The following is a 19143-nucleotide window of genomic DNA, read 5'->3' as shown; positions in this document are numbered from 1 at the left end:
ACGAAGCCATGAGATCCGCTGTCCACGAAGTGAAGAGATTTGGTGTCCACGATGTTGCGAGATTACACACCAACTACGCGGACTCGCGCTACCGTCAAGCCCTACTCGCCATGCGGCGGAACCGGACCTCGGTAGCGAGTTCCTCCATTTATGAAGTATGTCACATCATTCTTGTTTAAGCAGGATTAATTCTCAAAAAATTCTCACAATAATGGGAAATTCTCATTTTGAGCAGGATCCTACAGCACTCCCGGTTCCGGGTCTTCGCCCCGGGAATAACCCATCCCCAAATAGAGTTGAGTCAGGTAGACTCAAGTTTGAAACGAGGATGGACCTCCCAGGAAAGGATCCACATGGACGCCAAATTCACCACCAAGAGCCAGGAAGCCCTCTCGGCTGCCGGCATGAACGCCTCCACCGCGGGCAACGCGCAGGTCGAACCGGCGCATCTGCTCAAGGCGCTGATGGACGACCGCGGATCGTTGGCCGTCGAATTGCTGAAGAAGGCCGCGGTCGACCCGGACCAGGTCTCCGTCGCCGCCAGCGGGGCGATTCGTGACCTGCCGGCTTCCTCGGGCAGCACCGTCGCCCAGGCCCAGTACTCACGGTCGTTCCTGCAGGTCATCAACGCCGCAACGAAGGCCGCCTCCGATTTGGGCTTCGGCCGGGTATCGGCGGAGCACCTGCTGCTGGGGTTGGCGGCCGACGCCGGGAGGACGGGGGAGATCCTGCGATCCGCAGGGGCCTCCGAACAGGCACTGAAGGCCGCGGTCGAGGGGCTGCGCGGGGATCATCCGCGCGATACCGAAGACCCCGAAAGCACCTTCGAGGCCCTGGAGAAGTTCGGTACCGACCTGACGGCCATCGCCCGTTCGGGCAAACTCGACCCGGTGATCGGACGTGATGCCGAGATCCGCCGGCTCGTCCAGGTGCTCTCCCGCCGGACGAAGAACAACCCGGTGCTCATCGGTGATCCGGGCGTCGGCAAAACCGCAGTGGTCGAAGGGCTGGCCCAGCGGATGATCGCCGGCGACGTCCCCGAATCATTGCGCGGCAAGACGCTGATTGCCCTGGACCTCGGATCGATGGTTGCGGGCGCCAAATACCGGGGCGAATTCGAGGAACGCCTCAAGGCGGTCCTGGAGGAGATCCGGGATTCGGACGGACAGATCGTCACGTTCATCGACGAAATCCACACCGTGGTCGGTGCCGGGGCCTCCGAGGGCGCCATGGATGCCGGCAACATGCTCAAGCCGATGCTGGCCCGCGGCGAACTGCGGCTGATCGGGGCCACCACCCTGGACGAATACCGGCAGAACATCGAGAAGGACCCTGCCCTGGAACGCCGTTTTGCGCAGGTCTATGTCGGCGAACCCAGCGTTGACGACACGATCGGCATCCTGCGCGGTCTCAAGGAACGCTACGAGGCACACCATAAGGTAGAGATCGCCGACTCGGCGGTGGTGGCCGCGGCCACCCTGTCCAACCGTTACATCTCCGGTCGCCAGCTGCCGGACAAGGCCATCGATCTGGTTGACGAGGCCGCCTCCCGGCTCCGCATGGAAATCGATTCGGCTCCCGAGGAGATCGACGAGCTGCGCCGCGTGGTGGACCGGATGACGATGGAGGAGTTGGCCCTCAAGGGCGAAAACGACCCCGCCTCGCGGGAACGCCTCGAGGCACTGCGTGCGGATATGGCCGACCGGCGCGAACGGCTCGATGCCCTGAACGCCCGGTGGGACGCCGAAAAGGCAGGCCTGAACCGTGTCGGCGATCTGAAGGTCCAGCTCGACGAGCTGCGCTCACGGGCCGAGCGGATGCAACGGGAGGGGGACCTGGAGAAGGCATCGCGCCTGCTCTACGGTGAGATCCCCGAATTGCAGCGGCAGCTCGACGCCGCCCAGGCCGAAGAGGCCGAAGGCGCCCACGAGGAGACGATGGTCTCCGATGAAGTCACCGCCGATGACATCGCCGAAGTGATCTCGGCCTGGACCGGGATCCCCGCCGGACGCATGCTCCAAGGCGAAAGCCAGAAATTGCTGGACATGGAGTCCCTGCTCGGGCAGCGGCTGATCGGCCAGTCCAATGCCGTCACCGCGGTCTCCGACGCCGTGCGACGCTCCCGGGCAGGGATCGCCGACCCCGACCGGCCCACGGGCTCGTTCCTGTTCCTCGGACCCACCGGCGTGGGCAAGACGGAACTGGCCAAGGCGCTCGCGGACTTCTTGTTCGACGACGAACACGCCATGGTACGCATCGACATGTCCGAGTACTCCGAGAAGCATGCGGTATCCCGGCTCGTCGGCGCCCCTCCGGGGTATGTCGGTTATGAGGAAGGCGGACAACTCACCGAAGCGGTTCGCCGTCGGCCGTATTCGGTGATCCTGCTGGACGAGGTGGAGAAGGCCCATCCCGAGGTCTTCGACATCCTCCTGCAGGTCCTCGACGACGGGCGCCTGACCGATGGGCAGGGCCGTACGGTGGACTTCCGCAACACCATCCTGGTGCTCACGTCCAACCTGGGTTCACAATTCCTGGTCGATCCCGCGCTGGACGCCACAGCCAAGAAGGAAGCGGTCATGAACATCGTGAACACCTCGTTCAAACCCGAGTTCCTGAACCGCCTGGATGACGTCATCCTCTTTGATCCGCTCTCCCTGGACCAGCTGGGCCGGATCGTGGAGATCCAGGTGGCCACCCTGGCCCGTCGACTCTCCGAACGGCGGCTGAGCCTGCAGGTCAGCGACGAAGCCCGGGAATGGCTGGCCAGGACCGGATACGACCCCGCGTACGGGGCGCGACCCCTGCGTCGGCTGGTCCAGCGCGAAATCGGGGATCGTCTGGCCAAGGCGGTGCTCTCCGGGGCAATCGTCGACGGGGACACCGTGGACGTCCAGCTCGATGCCGAGGCGGAGGCACTGACGGTCAACCGGTCCACTGCCGCGCCGACAGGCACCGCCAGCTAGGTGGAGGTCGTTTCGGAGGCCGGGAGGAGCGAGACCGTCGTCGTTCCCTCCTCCAGCGCGAGGAAGCAGGCGACACTGCGATCCCCGGCCTCCCAGGTTCCCGAGGAGGGGCGGCTGAAGGCATAGTTCCAGTTGCCTTCCAGCGCAGCCTCGGGATCGAGCTCGATCGCCCGGCAGGCCTCTTCCGCCTTCGTGGTCACCCGTGGATCCCCGGGAAAGGGGACGTCTTCGAGGGTCTCGAGGCCAATGAGCTGGGCCGCATGCGGCGTCGAGCAGGTGACGATCGTCGCCGGCTCGAGCGGGGAACTGAACTCCGCCAGGCAGTCGCCGACCTCGAATTGCGAGGCAGGGGCCTTCTCCGCGATGATCCCGTCGATCCCCGGGGAGCTGTTGCGCGCCACGCTGTCCGTGGGTTCGGGGTCCGGTTGCCTGGACTGGACCAACCGGGTGACGCCGAAGACCAGGATCAGGATGATGCCGATGGAACCGATCACCAACCAGACGGGGGCGATCCCGAACCGGTGGGAGACTTGGGTCCGTGCCGACCGCGCTGGTTGGTAACCCGGCGGTTGCTGATCGGGGGGCTGCTCCACGGACGCTCCCTTCAGGACGAGTGCGGCGATGAGAGTATTACCACCTACTCTAACGGGCGCCCGGGAGTCGTCGGGACGGCACCCGACTGGGAAACATGTTAACCTTGGAATACGAAAGAAACAGCCACATTCTCCGGGGCCTTCCTCCTCACGTGAGGGACCACCTCCGGATCTAGCGATAAAGGGGGTCACGCCATGGGGCGCGGCCGTCAGAAGGCAAAAGCGACACGACAGGCCAGGGATATCAAGTACTATTCCCCGGCCACTGATTTGTCTGCCCTGCAACGCGAGCTCGGACAAGGCCGCGGTCATGGGACAGGCTCCTCTGCGCATGCCGACGATTCCTACGACGCGGACTACGCGGAGTATGCGGACAGGTATTCCAGCGATGACGACGAGGGCGAATCCCGTCGGATCGGCTGACCACGGCATCCCCTGGATGCGGTGGCAATGAGTTCCACCCGATACGGTGCACCGACGCCGGACGACACAACCGTGTCGCCTGTGTACTTCTTCATGCCCGGAAGCCAGGATGATGCCCATGGACCTGCCGATCGCCAACGCGCACCGGGCGGCGATCCGTTCCATCGAGCGGGTCGTCGCCGAGTCGGCACCACCCCAGGCCCCTGACGTCGCCCGGCGTGGCATCACCACGATGCTTGAGGGTGGATCCGTCCTGGCCCTGACCGGTGCCGGGATCTCGACCGACTCGGGGATCCCCGACTATCGCGGCCCGAACGGTTCCCTGCGCTCCCATCGGCCAATGACCTTCCAGGAGTTCAAACACGATTCCGGGGCCCGCCAACGCTATTGGGCCCGCAGTTTCGTGGGATGGCGCAGGATGTCCGGATCGGAGCCCAACGAGGGGCACCGGTTGGTGGCCTCACTTCAGCAAGCGGGATTCCTCAACGGCGTCGTGACCCAGAACGTTGATGGCCTGCACCGTCTCGCAGGATCCACCGAGGTGTTGCCTTTGCACGGGGACCTCGATGAGGTGAAGTGCCTGAACTGCGGCTTCGTGGAAAACCGTGTCGATCTCGACCGGAGGCTGGTGGAGGCCAATCCGGGATACCTCGATCGGATCGTCGTGGACCCCGATTCGGTGAACCCCGACGGCGACATCACTCTCAGTGCAGACCAGATCGCCGACTTCACCATGGTCGGGTGCCTGTCCTGCGGCAGCATGGAACTCAAACCCGACGTCGTCTACTTCGGGGAGAACGTCCCGGTGGAGCGCAAGGAGACGCTGAAGCACCTGGAGAAGGGCTCCCGGGGGCTGCTGGTCATCGGGTCGAGTCTGGCGGTCATGAGCGGCTATAAGTTGGTGCTCAACGCCGTGGCCGCCGGGCGGCCGGTGGGCATCATCAACGGCGGGCCCAGCCGCGGCGATGCAAAGGCCGACTGGAGATGGCGCACCCGGGTCACCCCTGCCCTGCATGAACTGACCCGGGCCCTGGGCCTCGAAGACCCCAGCTAGAGCCCTGGCGCATCCCGGATCGGCGGGTTGGTCCGCTGGCCTGGAGCTCCATGACGACCGCCGCGCCCCCTGAGCGGGAACGCGGCGGTCGGCAGGGGAAACCGGATCAGCCGGCGTAGGCCCCGCGCATCAACACGGCTCCGCCGTCGACGCCCTTGGCACCCTGGACGAAGTCCGTACCGGCGCTCGACGCTTCCTCCGTGACGGTCCCGACCGTCCCGGCGACCCAGGAGGGGACACCGCGGTCGTTCAGCCGGGCCACGGCAGCATCTGCCGATGCGCCGTCGACGATCGCGATCATGCCCACCCCCAGGTTCAGCGTGCGCTCCAGGTCGGACTGGGGGACACCCCCCAGCTCACTGATGACGGTGAACACCGCCGGCAGCGACCAGGTCGAACGGTCCACCGAGGCCATGAGTCCCTGTGGCAGCACGCGGGCCAGGTTCGCCGCCAGGCCACCACCGGTGACGTGGCTGAATCCGTGCAGGGCCATGGTGCTGCCGGTATTGAGGTGGCCCATCAGGTCCAGGCAGTCCGCCGTGTAGATGCGGGTCGGGACCAGCAGTTCCTCACCCAGCGTCCCACCGAATTCCGGGACCTCGCGTTCCAGCGACCAGCCGGCATGGTTGATGACGCTGCGGACCAGCGAGTAGCCGTTGGAATGGATGCCCGAAGAGGCCATGGCGATGACCACGTCACCGTCGCGTACCCGTTCCGGGCCCAGTAGGGCATCGGCTTCGACGGCGCCGGTTGCGGCCCCGGCGATATCGTAGTCATGCTCCCCGAGTAGCCCCGGGTGCTCGGCGGTTTCCCCGCCGACCAGCGCGGTATCGGCCAGCGAGCAGCCCTCGGCGATGCCCCTGACGATATCGGCGATACGCTCGGGGACCACCTTGCCGCAGGCGATGTAGTCGGTCATGAACAGCGGCTTGGCCCCGACCACGACGATGTCATCGACGACCATGCCCACCAGGTCCTGGCCGATGGTGTGGTGGATGTCCATGGCCTGGGCGATCGCGACCTTGGTCCCGACACCGTCCGTGGAGGTGGCCAGCAGAGGCTTGTCGTAGGAGCGCAGGGCACTGGCATCGAAGAGACCGGCGAAACCGCCCACTCCGCCGATGACCGAATCATTATGGGTGGCCTTGATGGCGTCCTTCATGAGTTCGACGGCACGGTCGCCGGCCTCGACGTCGACACCGGCGGTTGCGTAGGTGATGCCTGCGGATCCGGGCTGGGAGGAAGTCATTCTGGGGGCGTCCTTTACTGGGAGCTCGGGGTCTTGTCGGCGGGGGAGAGGGTGTCCTCGAACTCTGCGTCCGGTCCGGGATCGCAACCGCGGCTGCCGGCATCGGGACGCTCAAGCAGGTTCTTGCCCAAACGGTCCTGGTCGGGCAGCTTGATCGGGTATTCCCCGGAGAAGCAGGCGGTGCACAGACGCTCGCGCGGCTGCCGGGTGGAGGCGATCATCCCGTCCTGGGAGATGTAGGCCAGGGAATCGGCGCCGACGGAGGTGGTGATCTCCTCGATGGTGGCCCCGTTGGCGATCAATTCGGCCCGGGAGGCGAAATCGATGCCGTAGAAGCAGGGCCATTTGATGGGAGGCGAGGAGATCCTGACATGGATCTCCGCGGCCCCGGCCTCGCGCAGCATCCGCACGACCGCCCGCTGGGTGTTGCCGCGGACGATGGAATCGTCGATGACGATGACGCGCTTGCCCCGGATGACCGGTTCGAGGGCATTGAGCTTGAGCTTGATGCCCAGCTGGCGCAGCGTCTGCGAGGGCTGGATGAAGGTCCGGCCCACGTAGGCGTTCTTCACGAAGCCATGGGCGAAGGGGATCCCCGACTCCTCGGCATAGCCGATGGCGGCCGGGGTGCCCGATTCCGGGACGGGGATGACGATATCGGCGTCGGTGGCGCTCTCGCGCGCCAGCTGGCGTCCCATGTCCACCCGGGATTCGTAGACCGACCGGCCGCTGATCGCGGCGTCGGGGCGGGCCAGATAGACGTATTCGAAGACGCAGCCGGCTGGGGTGGCGGGAGCGAACCGCTGGGAGCGGATGCCCTCGTCGTCGATGGCGATGAATTCGCCGGGTTCGATCTCCCGGATGAAGCTGGCGCCCACGGTGGCCAGGCCTGCTTGTTCGGAGGCGATCACCCAGCCCCGGGAGAGTCGACCCAGGACCAGTGGACGGACCCCGTGGGGGTCGCGGGCGGCATACAGGGTGCCTTCGGTCATGAAGACGAGGCTGAAGGCCCCCTGGAGCTTGGGCAGCAGGTCCAGGGCGGTCTGCTCGAAGGTCGTTCCTTCTTCTCCGCGCAGCAGGGCGGTGACCAGGGCCGTGTCGGTGGTGTTGCCCTGGGCGAGTTCGCCGCGGAACTTGGAGCCCTGCTCGGCCACGACCAGTTCCATCAGCTCGGCCGAGTTGATGAGGTTGCCGTTGTGGCCCAGGGCGACCGTGCCGTCGGCGGTGGCGCCCAGGGTGGGCTGGGCATTGGCCCAATGATTGGAACCCGTGGTCGAATAGCGGCAGTGCCCGATGGCGATGTGCCCGCTCATGGAGTTCAGGGTGTTCTCGTCGAAGACCTGGGACACCAGCCCCATGTCCTTGTAGACGTTGATCCGCTGGCCATCCGAGGTCGCGATGCCCGCGGACTCCTGACCGCGGTGTTGGAGGGCATAGAGGCCGTAGTAGGCGAGCTTCGCCACGTCCTCGCCCGGGGCCCAGACACCGAAGACCCCGCATTCGTCCTGCGGGCCCTTCTCGTCGGCCAAAAGATCATGTGAAAGCATTCCGTCACCACGCACCATGGTCATCATTCTTGCACGTTGTGGGTGCCCGGAAGGTCCCGAAGCTGCTACTTTGACGCGTTCCCGTCATCCATGGGTACCGCACGGGCCCGGGTGGAGCGCCGACGCAGGACCGCATCGACGGCCAGGAAGGCGATGGAACCGAGCAGGACCCCCGCCAAGGCGAAGACCACGGCGAAGAAACCGAATACCGATCCGCGGGTGAACTCGGCTCCCGGATCCCCGGCCAGGGCGGTGAACATGGCCGCCAGGACGCCGATGAAGGCCCCGACGCCGACGAAGGGCCAGAACTTCGGTGAACTGGACACCGAGACCTCGACGGACTCGGAAGCGGAGCCGCGGTCGCGGTCGGGGGGAACGGGCGCGGAACGGGGTGAATCCATACCCTAAAGGATACCGAAGAGCGGAAGATGTTCGGACAGGTCCGCCCGCAACCCCGAGGCCGAGAGCGAACCGGAGGCCACCGCTTCGGACCAGTCCAGTTCACCGGTGGCCAGCGGCAGCCAGACGGCGGCCTCGAGTTCGATCACGTTCGGCGGGGTGCCGCGGGTATGGCGCGGGCCGGCCACGCATTGGGCGACCCCGAAGGGCGGGACCCTGACCTCCACCGAATTGCCCTCGGCCCGTTCTGAAAGCTCTTCGAGGGCGTAGCGCACCGCCATCGCCACCGTGGGCCGGGGCAGGTCGGCGCGGGCGTCCGCGTCGGTCCGCCGCCAGGTGGACAGCGCCGCGAGCCCCTGCTCGGCGGGGATCCGTCGTCGTACGGCCATGTCCTAGTCCAACAGATCCAGGACCGGCTTGGCGACACGGATCCGCCCCACCGGTCGGCCACCACCCAGGACGGGTTTGTTGATCTTTTCCAGGACGGCGGTCATCGCATCGATCTCGACGGCGTCGACGGAGGCCAGCAGGGTCAGACCGACCAGCGTGGCGGCCCGCGCATTCCCATCACGGATCTTCAGGGCGCAGGAGACACCATCGGAGGTGCCCAGGATCAGCACCCCTTCGGCACCGAGCTTGGCGATGACGCCCAGATCCTCCATGACCACCGTGTTCTCCTCCCCGTGCCCGTGCACGGCCCAGGGGTAGTCGAGCATGGCGGTGGCGATCGTGGTGGCGCGGGCGTCGGAGGATTTGTTGCCGGGGGAGCGGGAAAGCCGTCCGGTGGCGGAGGCCAGGCCCCGCAACGAAATGGCGGGCACCGGGGCCCCGCATCCGTCGACGGCCAGATGGGTGATCTTCTCCCCGGCGTAGTCCTCCACGACCTCGACCACCCGGCGTTGCAGGGGATGATCCGGATCCAGATACGTGGCGGTGTCCCACCCGTTCTCGGTGCAGGCCCAGAGGAAGGCGGCATGCTTGCCCGAACAATTGAAGGCCAGGCGGGACGGGGAACCGCCCGAACGGATCGCCTCCATCCGGGTGGCTTCATGCCGGGGCCAGGCCGCGGGGCATTGCAGATCGTCGTCCGTCAGCCCCGCCTTGGACAGCATCGAGGCCGCCAATTCCTGGTGCTCGGTGCTGCCGACGTGGCTGGCGCAGGCCAAGGCGACCTCCGCGCCGCGCAAGGGGACCCCGGATTGCATGGAGGCCAGTGCCTGGAAGGGTTTGAGCGAGGAGCGGGGGTACATCGGGGCGTCGACATCGCCCAGCGCGTGCAGGACCGCCCCGTCGGCCCCCAGGACGACGGCAGTACCGGCATGGCGCGACTCGACGAGGCCGCTGCGGTCGATGACAGCCAGGTCGGCGAAGTCGGAGTGGGTCTGTGGCATGCCCCCAGTGTATTCGCCGCCCCGCCGATCCGGCTCAGGCATCCGCGGACGCGCGGCCCAGGACGGCGACCAGGAAATTCGTGTCCCCGGGGTGGGGGCGCAGATCCCAGCTGGAGAACAGCCCGTCCACCGTGAAGCCGGCGGCCCGGGCGTCGGCCAGGAAGTCCTCCGGGGCGTAGCCCCGATCGGCGCCGAACCCGATGACGGCCCGGCCTCCGGGGGCCAGGACCGAGTGGAATCCCTGCAACACCTCCGGGGCGGTGCCCGGCGCCAGGAAGGCCATGACGTTGCCGGCGCAGACCACCAGGTCGAATACCGCCCCTTCCGCGGACAGCCCGGAGTCAGAGAGATCGCCGACCCTCCAGTCCTGCTCCGGGAACGCGGTCTTCGCCGCCGCAAGCAGCACGGGGTCGGCGTCCATGCCCAGGACCTGGTGGCCACGTCGGCCCAGTTCCCCGCCCACGCGTCCCGGGCCGCATCCGGCGTCCAGGATCCTGCTCCTCCGCGGGAGCATGGCATCGATCAGACGGGCTTCACCGTCGAGGTCGGCGCCTTCGGCCCGCAGGGACTCGAAGCGTTCGATATAGGACCGTGAATGTCCCGGGTTTTCCTTGCACTGGGCTTCCCACAGGGTTTCTTTACGCACGGGGACCAGCCTACTCACGCCGGGGGCCATCCGCCCCGGTAGGCTAGGGGATCGTGAAGGTACTCGTCATTGGCCCGGGCGGCCGCGAACACGCCATTATCCGTTCCCTCCTCGACGATCCATTCGTCACCGAGGTCCATGCAGCACCGGGCAACGCGGGCATCGCCGGCGACGTGCCGGTCCATGCCATCAATGCCCAGGATCCGGAGGCCGTCCTTGCGTTGGCGCGGACGCTGGAAGCATCCCTGGTGGTCATCGGGCCGGAAGCCCCGCTGGCCGCAGGGGTCGCCGATGCCCTGACCGACGCGGGCATCCCGGTCTTCGGCCCCTCGAAGGCCGCAGCCCAGCTCGAGGCATCCAAGGCCTTCGCCAAGGAGATCATGGCAGTCGCCGGCGTCCCCACCGCCATGGCCCGGGTCGCCACCGATGCCGCCACCGCGGCCGACGCCCTCGATGCCTTCGGGGCACCCTATGTCGTCAAGGACGATGGGCTCGCCGCGGGCAAGGGGGTCGTGGTCACCGGGGACCGCGACGAGGCCCTGGCCCATGCCACCGAATGCTTCGCCGCCGGCGGCAGCGTCGTCATCGAGGAATTTCTGGACGGGCCCGAGGTCTCCCTCTTCGTCCTGTCCGACGGCCGGCATGCCGTTCCGCTGGCACCGGCCCAGGACTTCAAACGCATCTTCGACGACGACCAGGGCCCGAACACCGGGGGCATGGGCGCCTACAGCCCGTTGGAATGGCTCCCCGAGGGGTTCGTTGACGACGTCATCGAACGGGTGGCGGCACCGACCATCAAGGCGATGGCCGACCGCGGGACCCCGTTCACCGGGGTCCTGTATTGCGGGCTGGCGCTGACCCGCCGTGGCATCCGGGTCATCGAGTTCAACGCGCGGTTCGGCGATCCCGAGACGCAAGCGGTCCTCGCCCGGCTCAAGACCCCGTTGGGCTCGCTGCTGCTGGCGGCGGCCCAGGGCACCCTGGACGACGTCGAACCGCTCACCTGGCGTCCGGAGACGGCCGTGGGTGTCGTCGTGGCCTCGGCCCGCTACCCGGAGGCACCGGTGACCGGGGACGCCATCACCGGGCTCGACGAGGCGGCAGCCCTCGAGGGGGTCAGCGTCCTGCACGCGGGAACGGCGCTGGACGATGCCGGGACCACCGTTTCCGCCGGGGGCCGGGTCCTGGCGGTGGTCGGACTGGGGCGTTCCCTGGCAGCGGCCAGGGAACGCGCCTATGCGGGAATCGCACGGATCGGCCTCGCGGGCAGCCAGCATCGCACCGACATCGGCCTGCGTGCGGAACAAGGAAAAATCATCGTCGAACCGGAAGGCCACTGATGACCGACTTCACCACCGAGACCCTGGAACTACCGGGATGGGACCACCTGTATTCGGGGAAGGTCCGCGATCTGTACACCCCCGCGGGGATCGACGCCGAGCAGTCGGATCGCGTCCTGGTGGTCGCCAGCGACCGCATCAGCGCCTATGACTTCGTCCTGGACACCCCCATCCCCGATAAGGGCAAGGTCCTCACCCAGCTGTCCCTGTGGTGGTTCGACCAGCTCGACGGATTCGCCAACCACGTCATCTCCACCGAAGTGCCCGACGCCGTCGCCGGACGGGCCATGGTCTGTCGGAAACTGCAGATGTACCCGGTCGAATGCATCGCCCGCGGATACCTGACCGGGTCGGGGTTGGCCGAATACACGGCTCACCAAACCGTGTGCTCACTTCCCCTGCCGGAGGGACTGGTGGACGGCTCGGCACTGGAACCGGCGATCTTCACCCCCTCGGCGAAGGCCGAGGTCGGCGAGCACGACGAGAACATCACCTTCGACGCCGTCGTGGAACGGGTCGGGGCCGAGGTGGCCGGGCAACTGCGCGACCTGACCCTGGGCATCTATACCCGGGCGGAGGAGATCGCCCGTGGGCGCGGCATCATCCTGGCCGACACCAAGGTCGAATTCGGACTGGACCCGGCCACCGGGACCATCACCCTGGGCGACGAGGTGCTGACCCCCGATTCCTCGCGCTTCTGGGATGCCCGCACCTACGCCCCGGGGCGGGCCCAGCCATCCTTCGACAAGCAGTTCGTCCGCGATTGGCTCGTCTCCGATGACTCCGGGTGGGACCGTGCCGGCACGACCCCGCCACCGCCGCTCCCGCAGCAGGTCGTCGAGCGGACCCGGGCCCGCTACATCGAGGCGTACGAACGCCTGACCGGGAAGACCTTCACGGCCTGAGCGGGCGGGCCCCGCCGGCCACGGAGGGTCCCTAACGCCGTGAAGCGCGGATCTCCGTGGCCAGCTCGATCGCCAACGAGGCGCGGTCCGGGGAACCGGCCAACGCAAAGGCCTGCTGGGCCCGGGCGAGATGGTCGATGGCCTCGGTGCCGTTGCCCATCCCGACCATGCAGCGGGCCGTGAGCAGGTCGATTTCGCCCTGGAGGTGCTGGGAGAGGATCTCGCGGTCCTTCTCCACGGGGGCCAGTTCCTCGAGCGCCTGCTCGGGCTGGCCGTTCAGGTGCAGCCAGCGGGCCCGGATCAGGCGCAGTTCCAGGGCCTCGGCCGGGTTGCCCCCGATGACGCTGATCGCCAGTTCGGCCTTTTCGATGCACTCCAGGGTTTCGGGTTCGACCACCCCGGCGGTCAGCCGCATCGACGCCGAGGCCTTGTTGAAGCGGGCCCACTGTTCGATGTCGCTGGCCGGCAGCAGGCGTTGGGCGGCCAGTTGATGGTTGCTCAGCCCCGAGACGATGTCCTGGCGCTTGAAGGCCACGTTGCCGATGGCCCAGTAGGCGTTGCCGGCGGTCTGGCTGGGGGCGCCCTCGGCCACCGCATCCGCCAAGGCCTCGCAGCTGGTCCAGGCGGCGTCGAGCTGTCCGGATTCGGCCAGCGAGGCGATGAGGGAGAACAAGGCGCCGATGTAGATCAGCGAATCACCGGGCAGGTTCTTGCCCAGTTCCACGGCGGTGATCGCATGTTCGACGGCGATATGCAGCTTGCCCAATCCCAGATAGGCATTGGCCACCAGCGTTTCGGCCCGGACCTTCAGCGCCAGGGACTCGTCCGTCAGCGGGTGGTTCAGGACCTCCTCGGCCGTGGTGCGGTATTCATCGTGACGGCCCTGGTCACGCAAAGACTCGGCGCGCAGGAACATCATGTTCCACCACGCACTTGAATTCTTCAGCCGCAGCGCCACCGAGGCCGCTTCGGCAGCGGTTTCCCCGGCATCGGAATATTCGCGGGCGGTGAAGGACTGGCGGGCACGGTGCTCCAGGAGGACGAACTCGGCTTCATCGGCCGAAACCGGGGTGTTCCACGAATCCATGAGTTCGCGGTCCAGGTTCAACCGGGAGGAGAGCTCGGTGATGATATCCGAGGTCGGCTCGCGGCTTCCGGTCTCCAGCAGGGAGATGTAGCTCGTGGAGTATTTCCCGTGTCCGAGCTGGGCCTGGGTCAATTTCATCTGCTGGCGAGCATGGCGGAGCTTTTCGCCGAATTTGATTCCCATGGAAACCCCTTAGAACGAACTGGAAGTGAATAACTCGGTGTTATTCGAAAAGGTCTGGTAGCAAACCTTGACGAAACATGTTCCCTCCAATTTACAATGAATGTTAAGTGATGCGCCACTCACTGAGGTATATATCGAAGAATTCGTGGCGACCCACACAAGGAGAAGACATTGAAAAAGCTTGTTGCAGCGCTCGCGGCCACGGCCGCCCTGGCGGCCGGTTCGGTTCTGGCCGTCGGCGATTGGCCCCACGTCACCCCCAACGTCGGTGACTGGCCGCATTCCTCTGTAGCAGTCGGCGACTGGCCACATGCCACCATCAACGTCGGTGACTGGCCGCACGCCACGATCAATGTCGGGGATTGGCCGCACTCGGCAGTTGCCGTGGGCGACTGGCCGCACGCCACGATCAACGTGGGCGACTGGCCGCATTCGACGGTGGCCGTCGGCGATTGGCCGCACGCAGCCATCGCCTGATCCCGGGGTTCCGGAAGGAACGCCGCAGGAGCATTGATGTCAGAAGGAAATGGTCCGGTCCCTCCGGGGGCCGGACCATTTTCGTGCGTGCCGGACGCTAGTTCAGGCTGTCCTGCCACGCGTCATGCAGGGCCGCGAAGCGTCCGCCGGCCCGCACCAGTTCGTCGGGAGTGCCGTCTTCGACGATCCGTCCGTCATGGACCACCAGGACCCGGTCGGCGATCTCCACGGTGGACAGCCGGTGGGCGATGATCAGGGCCGTCCGTTGGCCCAGCAGCGTCTGGAGGCCGCGCTGGACCAGCCGTTCGCTGGGGATGTCCAGGGAGGAGGTGGCCTCGTCCAGGATGAGCACCGCAGGGTCGGCCAGGAAGGCGCGGGCGAAGGAGATCAACTGGCGTTGGCCCGCGGAGACCCGACCTCCGCGCTTATTGACATCGGTGTCGTAGCCGTCGGGCAGGGACTTGATGAACTCGTCGGCCCCCACGGCCCGGGCCGCCAGGACGATCTCATCGACGGAGGCCCCTGGTTTGCCCAGGGCGATGTTCTCGGCCACGGTTCCCGAGAACAGGAACGCCTCCTGGGTCACCATGACCACGGCCCGGCGCAGGTCCTCATTGGCCAACCGGCTCAGCTCGACCCCGTCCAGGGACAACGACCCGTCGGAGAGGTCGTAGAACCTGGCGATGAGCTTTGCCAACGTCGATTTCCCGGCGCCGGTCTGGCCCACGACGGCCACGGTCTGGCCGGCGGGGATGTCCAGGTCGAATCGTTCCATGATCACCGGCCCGTCCCCGTAGCCGAAGACCGCCTGCCGGAATTCGATATGCCCGGTGGGCTCCTCCATCGGCTCGGGCTCCACCGGTTCCACGACCGTGGGTTCCTCCTCGAGCAGCCCCGACACCTTTTCCAGGGCCGCCGTGGCGGCCTGCAGGGAGTTGTAGAACATGGCGATCTGGTCCACGGGCTGGAAGACCCGTTTGCCGGCCAGCAGCAGGCCGATGAGCGTCCCGACGTCCAGGGTCCCCTCCAGGACCCGGAAGCCGCCGAAGAGCAGCAGGGCGGCCACCGTCAGGTTCCCGATGAGGACCAGGGACGGTTGCAGGACACCGAAGAGGTTGATGGAACGGATGGAGTTGTCACGGTAGTCGTGGGCGACCTTGCGGTAGCTCTCGTTGTTCTCGCGTTCCCTCCGGAAGGCCTTGACCGCACGGATCCCGGTCATCGTCTCCACGAAGGAGGTGATCAGCCGGGCGGAGAAGACCCTGGACTCGCGGTAGACCAGTTCGGAACGCTTCTGGTACCACCGGAAGATCACCGAGATGGGGATGAGCGCGCAGAGGATGACCAGCCCCGAGCGCCAGTCCAGCAGGAAGATGCTCACGGCGGTGAAGGTGATGAACACGATGCCGGAGGCCAGTTCCGAGATGCCCTGATCCAGGAGTTCGCGCAGCGTCTCCAGATCCGAGGTCTGCCGGGAGATGATTCGTCCGGAGGTGTACTTCTCGTGGAACTCCAGGCTGAGCAGTTGGGTGTGCCGGAAGACCCGCATCCGCAAGGTCAGCAGCATGGCCTGGCTGACCTTGGCCGTGCAGAGGTTGTACCAGCCCAGCAGGATCCCCGCGAGCAGTCCGGCCACGATGTAGAGCCCACCCGTGAGGGCGAAGGGGGCGGTGTCCCCGTCCATCAGCCGGGGCAGGGCCCAGGAGATGGACCATGCGACGATCAGCGGGAAGGAGGCCCGCGCCAGGTTGGAGACGATCACCAGCACCACGGTGAGGCTCAGGAGGGGTTTCTGCGTGGCCGCCAGTTGTTTGAGCAGGGCCCAGGACCGGGACCTGACCCGGGCCCGGTCCTCGCGGCCGAGCAGGATCTGGTCTTCGTTCTCGACGCCTCGGGTGCCGCTCATGCTCCGGGCCCCTTTCCGGTGTTGGTCTGCAGGACGTCCTCCACCGTGGGCGGGTCGTCCAGGCTGGCGATCACGTAGCGGTAGTGGGCGCTGCGGTTGAGGAGCTCGGTGTGGGTTCCCACGTCGTCGATCCGTCCGTTGCGCAGCAGTGCGACCCGGTCGGCGAGCATCACGGTGGAGGGCCGGTGGGCGACGATGAGGGTGGTCATGTCGGCGACCACCGCCCGCAGGCGTTCGGTGACGGCCTCCTCGGTGCGCACGTCCAGGGCCGAGAGCGGGTCATCCAGGACCAGGACGCGGGGTTTGGCGGCGATCGCCCGGGCCAGGGCGATGCGTTGGCGTTGGCCCCCCGACAGGGACAGCCCCTCCTCGCCGATGACCGTGTCGACGCCATCGGTGAGATGGTGGGCGAACTGGGCCTGGGCGACGTCGAGCGCCTCCGCCAGGGCCGTGCGGGGGTCGGTCCCCGGGGGGAGGGAGGCGCCCAAAAGGATGTTCTCGGCGATCGAGGAGGAGAACAAGGTGGTGTCCTCGAAGGCGACGGATACCGCGGTGCGCAGCTCGGCGAGATCGTAGTTGCGCACGTCCACGCCGTCGATGGCCACGGAACCGCCGGAGGTCTCATACAGTCGGGGGATCAGCTGCAGCAGGGTCGACTTGCCGCTCCCGGTGGTCCCCACCAGGGCCATGGTCTCTCCGGGTTCGACCTCCAGATCGACCCCGTCCAGGACCGGGGCGCTCCCGGGGCGGGCATCGGGGTAGCTGAAGGAGACGTCGTGCAGGCTCAGTCGTCCGTCGGGGCGTTCCGGGTGGATCGGGGTGGCGGGGGAGTCGATGGTGTTGACGGTGTCCATGACGTCGAAGTGGCGATCCAGGGCGGTCTTGGTCGTCAGGGTCATGCCCAACAGCATGCCGATGCCCTCCACCGGGGCGGCCAGGACGGCGGCGGTGGCGAAGAAGGTCGTCAGGTCCCCGACGTCGAGTTGGCCTTGGGCCGTGAGCCAGATGCCCACCAGCAGGGCCGCCCCGAGGGTGACTTCGGGGATGGAGACCACGAACATCAGGAAGCCGGAGAGCGTGCGGGCCTTGCTGATTTCGGTATCCCGCAGGCGCCTGGCCCGGACGCCGAATCCCTCGAGGGCCTCGCTGCCGCGGCCGAAGGCCTTGATGACCCGGATGCCGTGGACGGATTCCTCCACATTGGTGGCCAGGTCGCCGGCCTGGTCCTGGCTGAGCCGGCTGGCGATGCGGAAGACGTTGCGGAAGTAGAAGGCCCGGATGGTGATCGGGATGGCCCCGACCAGGTAGATCGCCCCCAACAGCCAGCTGCTGGTGAACATCAGCGTGAGCCCCACCAGGACGGTCACCGTGGAGACGATGAGCATGATCGAGCCGAAGGCCAACCAGCGGCGGAGAAGCCCGAGATCGGCCATTGACCGCGAGAGCAGCTGGCCGGACCCCCATTTATCGTGGAAGGCCACGGGGAGTCGTTGCAGATGCCGGTACATCCCCACGCGCAGATCGGTTTCGATGCGTGCGGCAGGGGTGATCACGAAGATCCGGCGGAAGAAGACCAGGACCGCTTCGGCCAGGCCCAGGGCGGCGACGATGCCGACACTGAACCAGACGTCGGCCGATGAGCCACCGGCATGCAGGACGGACTTGACCATCTGGCCCAGGACCTGCGGGATCGTCAACGCGACCACGCCGGCTCCGAGGGCGCAGAGGAACCCCGCGAAAAGGCGGGGGACGTAGGGGCGGACCTGGGGGCCGAGCCGGCTCACGGTCTGCCAGAACGACGCTGGGGCTTGGGGTTGTTGCTGACTATTCTGGTGTTGCACCACGGAGGGCGTCCTCGATCTGTTGTGTTTGCCTACAGCAATCAAAGACAGCGTACAACCACCGGTTGGGTTTCATCAATCAGCGAGGTGTCGTGGTCCACCGGGAGCGTGGATCGTGGGCCCGGAGGCGCCGGGAGAGGATTTCCGACGTGGTTCCCGGGCCATTGTCACGAGGGTTTCAGTCGCGGGCGGTCAACGTCAGCAACACGGCCTCCGGTGGGCAGGCGATGCGCACCGGGGCGTATCTGGAGGTCCCGATGCCTGCCGAGACCTCCAGGGGGACGGTCTTGCCCCGGTGCTCCCATTCGGTCAGACCGCGGGCCCGCCAGGTCGGCAGATCGCAGTTGCTGACCAGGGCGCCGTAGCCGGGCACGCAGATCTGGCCACCATGGGTGTGGCCGGCGAAGATGATGTCGGCACCGGAGTCGGTGAACTGGTCCAGCACCCGCTGGTAGGGGGCATGGGTCAGGGCGATGCGCACATGGGGTGCTTCGCCGGCGGTGGAGGAACCGCGGGGCCAGCCGGCGAACTGCTCGAGCTTCAGGTGGGGGTCGTCCACGCCCGAGAAGTCCAAGCGGACCCCGTTGAGCGGTTTGGAGATGGCCCGGTTGGTCAGATTGGTCCAGCCCGCGGCGCCGAACCCTGCATGCATCTGCTGCCAGGGCAGCGTGAATTTGGCCAGGTTGCGGGGCTTGTCCCTCCCGCCGGTGAGGTAGCGCAGCGGATTCTTCAGACGCGGGCCGTAATAGCAGTTGGAGCCCGGCACGAAGACCCCGGGGAAGGCCATCAACGGCTCAAGGGCCTCCAGCAGTTCCGGGACCGCATCGCGGTGGCTGAGGTTGTCGCCGGTATTGACCACCAGGTCGGGGGCCAGCCCGGCCAGGGAACGAAGCCAGCGTTTCTTGGCATCCTGGCCCGGCACCAGATGGATATCGGACAGATGAAGCACCCGCAGGTCAGGCATCCCCGGCGGCAGGAGCTGGACGGTCTCGTGGCGGATGGTGAACGCGTTGCGTTCCAGCAGCCCGTAGCCGATGGCCAGCCCGGCCAACGAGGCCCCGATGCCGGCCGCGGCCCCCGCGACCGGGACCACCCGTTTGACGGCCTGCGTGATGTCCTGTGATGCGCCCATGGCG

General features: G+C 66.9%; 17 protein-coding genes. 6 read left to right on the top strand and 11 right to left on the bottom strand.

The annotated features are described in order from the left end of the window. Nucleotides 1-353 precede the first annotated feature (353 nt). Nucleotides 354-2966, top strand: a complete 2613-nt coding sequence (gene clpB / locus ACT3S6_RS01655; protein ID WP_444553413.1) for an ATP-dependent chaperone ClpB — start codon at nucleotides 354-356, stop codon at nucleotides 2964-2966. On the opposite strand, the gene ACT3S6_RS01650 is transcribed toward clpB, so the two are convergent. Then, nucleotides 2963-3559 (bottom strand): septum formation family protein, encoded by a 597-nt coding sequence (locus ACT3S6_RS01650; protein WP_444553412.1) that lies wholly within the window; start codon nucleotides 3557-3559, stop codon nucleotides 2963-2965. The genes clpB and ACT3S6_RS01650 overlap by 4 nt on opposite strands. 195 nt (nucleotides 3560-3754) lie before the next feature. Here ACT3S6_RS01650 and ACT3S6_RS01645 point away from each other — a divergent pair, with 195 nt between their 5' ends. Continuing rightward, a complete protein-coding gene (locus tag ACT3S6_RS01645) occupies nucleotides 3755-3982 on the top strand; it encodes a DUF3073 domain-containing protein (RefSeq protein ID WP_444553411.1) in 228 nt (75 codons plus the stop codon). Between the two features lie 109 nt (nucleotides 3983-4091). Then, on the top strand, nucleotides 4092-5036 hold the full coding sequence (locus ACT3S6_RS01640) for a Sir2 family NAD-dependent protein deacetylase (protein ID WP_444553410.1): 945 nt from the start codon (nucleotides 4092-4094) through the stop codon (nucleotides 5034-5036). 106 nt (nucleotides 5037-5142) lie between these two features. On the opposite strand, the gene purM is transcribed toward ACT3S6_RS01640, so the two are convergent. From purM to ACT3S6_RS01610, 6 genes are read right to left on the bottom strand one after another with little or no spacing between them, the layout of a single operon-like run. Continuing rightward, entirely contained in the window at nucleotides 5143-6285 is a 1143-nt protein-coding gene (gene purM / locus ACT3S6_RS01635; RefSeq protein WP_444553409.1) for a phosphoribosylformylglycinamidine cyclo-ligase, read from the bottom strand. Between the two features lie 14 nt (nucleotides 6286-6299). Next, on the bottom strand, nucleotides 6300-7850 hold the full coding sequence (purF, locus tag ACT3S6_RS01630; protein ID WP_444553408.1) for an amidophosphoribosyltransferase: 1551 nt from the start codon (nucleotides 7848-7850) through the stop codon (nucleotides 6300-6302). A gap of 47 nt (nucleotides 7851-7897) precedes the next feature. Beyond that, entirely contained in the window at nucleotides 7898-8233 is a 336-nt protein-coding gene (locus ACT3S6_RS01625) for a hypothetical protein (RefSeq protein WP_444553407.1), read from the bottom strand. Between the two features lie 3 nt (nucleotides 8234-8236). Beyond that, nucleotides 8237-8620, bottom strand: a complete 384-nt coding sequence (locus ACT3S6_RS01620) for a sterol carrier family protein (protein WP_444553406.1) — start codon at nucleotides 8618-8620, stop codon at nucleotides 8237-8239. Between the two features lie 3 nt (nucleotides 8621-8623). Beyond that, nucleotides 8624-9622 carry an asparaginase gene (locus ACT3S6_RS01615; protein WP_444553405.1) on the bottom strand — a complete coding sequence of 333 codons (999 nt, stop codon included), beginning with the start codon at nucleotides 9620-9622 and terminating at the stop codon, nucleotides 8624-8626. 34 nt (nucleotides 9623-9656) lie between these two features. After that, on the bottom strand, nucleotides 9657-10268 hold the full coding sequence (locus tag ACT3S6_RS01610; protein WP_444553404.1) for a class I SAM-dependent methyltransferase: 612 nt from the start codon (nucleotides 10266-10268) through the stop codon (nucleotides 9657-9659). A 53-nt stretch (nucleotides 10269-10321) separates the two neighbouring features. Between ACT3S6_RS01610 and purD the strand changes: the two genes are divergently transcribed. Together purD and ACT3S6_RS01600 are read left to right on the top strand one after the other, a co-directional pair. Continuing rightward, entirely contained in the window at nucleotides 10322-11608 is a 1287-nt protein-coding gene (purD, locus tag ACT3S6_RS01605; protein ID WP_444553403.1) for a phosphoribosylamine--glycine ligase, read from the top strand. Continuing rightward, nucleotides 11608-12513, top strand: a complete 906-nt coding sequence (locus ACT3S6_RS01600; protein WP_444553402.1) for a phosphoribosylaminoimidazolesuccinocarboxamide synthase — start codon at nucleotides 11608-11610, stop codon at nucleotides 12511-12513. The genes purD and ACT3S6_RS01600 overlap by 1 nt, the downstream gene beginning before the upstream one ends. 31 nt (nucleotides 12514-12544) lie before the next feature. Here the strand turns inward: ACT3S6_RS01600 and ACT3S6_RS01595 are convergent, their stop codons facing one another. Beyond that, on the bottom strand, nucleotides 12545-13783 hold the full coding sequence (locus ACT3S6_RS01595; RefSeq protein ID WP_444553401.1) for a helix-turn-helix domain-containing protein: 1239 nt from the start codon (nucleotides 13781-13783) through the stop codon (nucleotides 12545-12547). 171 nt (nucleotides 13784-13954) lie between these two features. On the opposite strand from ACT3S6_RS01595, the gene ACT3S6_RS01590 reads away from it, so the two are divergent. Then, entirely contained in the window at nucleotides 13955-14260 is a 306-nt protein-coding gene (locus tag ACT3S6_RS01590) for a hypothetical protein (protein WP_444553400.1), read from the top strand. 97 nt (nucleotides 14261-14357) lie between these two features. Here ACT3S6_RS01590 and ACT3S6_RS01585 read toward each other — a convergent pair whose 3' ends face one another. From ACT3S6_RS01585 to ACT3S6_RS01575, 3 genes are all read right to left on the bottom strand, one after another. After that, complete coding sequence (locus ACT3S6_RS01585; RefSeq protein ID WP_444553399.1) at nucleotides 14358-16166, bottom strand: ABC transporter ATP-binding protein; 1809 nt, start codon at nucleotides 16164-16166, stop codon at nucleotides 14358-14360. Beyond that, complete coding sequence (locus tag ACT3S6_RS01580; RefSeq protein ID WP_444553398.1) at nucleotides 16163-18010, bottom strand: ABC transporter ATP-binding protein; 1848 nt, start codon at nucleotides 18008-18010, stop codon at nucleotides 16163-16165. Before ACT3S6_RS01580 ends, ACT3S6_RS01585 begins: the two co-directional genes overlap by 4 nt. A gap of 175 nt (nucleotides 18011-18185) precedes the next feature. Then, nucleotides 18186-19139, bottom strand: coding sequence for a metallophosphoesterase (locus ACT3S6_RS01575; RefSeq protein ID WP_444553397.1), 954 nt, complete (start codon nucleotides 19137-19139; stop codon nucleotides 18186-18188). Nucleotides 19140-19143: the final 4 nt, after the last annotated feature.

The sequence above is a fragment of the Arthrobacter sp. AOP36-C1-22 genome (assembly GCF_052377515.1).
Lineage (GTDB): Bacteria > Actinomycetota > Actinomycetes > Actinomycetales > Micrococcaceae > Arthrobacter_H.
Note: the sequence above shows the minus strand (reverse complement) of the source record. Positions and strands in the feature narration are given on the sequence as shown.

What these genes read in the sequence shown, in the direction of transcription:
- ACT3S6_RS01625 (WP_444553407.1), bottom strand. Translation starts at nt 8,233, where the DNA reads ATGGATTCACCCCGTTCCGCGCCCGTTCCCCCCGACCGCGACCGCGGC.
- ACT3S6_RS01645 (WP_444553411.1), top strand. Translation starts at nt 3,755, where the DNA reads ATGGGGCGCGGCCGTCAGAAGGCAAAAGCGACACGACAGGCCAGGGAT.
- ACT3S6_RS01615 (WP_444553405.1), bottom strand. Translation starts at nt 9,622, where the DNA reads ATGCCACAGACCCACTCCGACTTCGCCGACCTGGCTGTCATCGACCGC.
- ACT3S6_RS01600 (WP_444553402.1), top strand. Translation starts at nt 11,608, where the DNA reads ATGACCGACTTCACCACCGAGACCCTGGAACTACCGGGATGGGACCAC.
- ACT3S6_RS01595 (WP_444553401.1), bottom strand. Translation starts at nt 13,783, where the DNA reads ATGGGAATCAAATTCGGCGAAAAGCTCCGCCATGCTCGCCAGCAGATG.
- purF (WP_444553408.1), bottom strand. Translation starts at nt 7,850, where the DNA reads ATGGTGCGTGGTGACGGAATGCTTTCACATGATCTTTTGGCCGACGAG.
- ACT3S6_RS01620 (WP_444553406.1), bottom strand. Translation starts at nt 8,620, where the DNA reads ATGGCCGTACGACGACGGATCCCCGCCGAGCAGGGGCTCGCGGCGCTG.
- purM (WP_444553409.1), bottom strand. Translation starts at nt 6,285, where the DNA reads ATGACTTCCTCCCAGCCCGGATCCGCAGGCATCACCTACGCAACCGCC.
- ACT3S6_RS01575 (WP_444553397.1), bottom strand. Translation starts at nt 19,139, where the DNA reads ATGGGCGCATCACAGGACATCACGCAGGCCGTCAAACGGGTGGTCCCG.
- ACT3S6_RS01585 (WP_444553399.1), bottom strand. Translation starts at nt 16,166, where the DNA reads ATGAGCGGCACCCGAGGCGTCGAGAACGAAGACCAGATCCTGCTCGGC.
- ACT3S6_RS01640 (WP_444553410.1), top strand. Translation starts at nt 4,092, where the DNA reads ATGATGCCCATGGACCTGCCGATCGCCAACGCGCACCGGGCGGCGATC.
- clpB (WP_444553413.1), top strand. Translation starts at nt 354, where the DNA reads ATGGACGCCAAATTCACCACCAAGAGCCAGGAAGCCCTCTCGGCTGCC.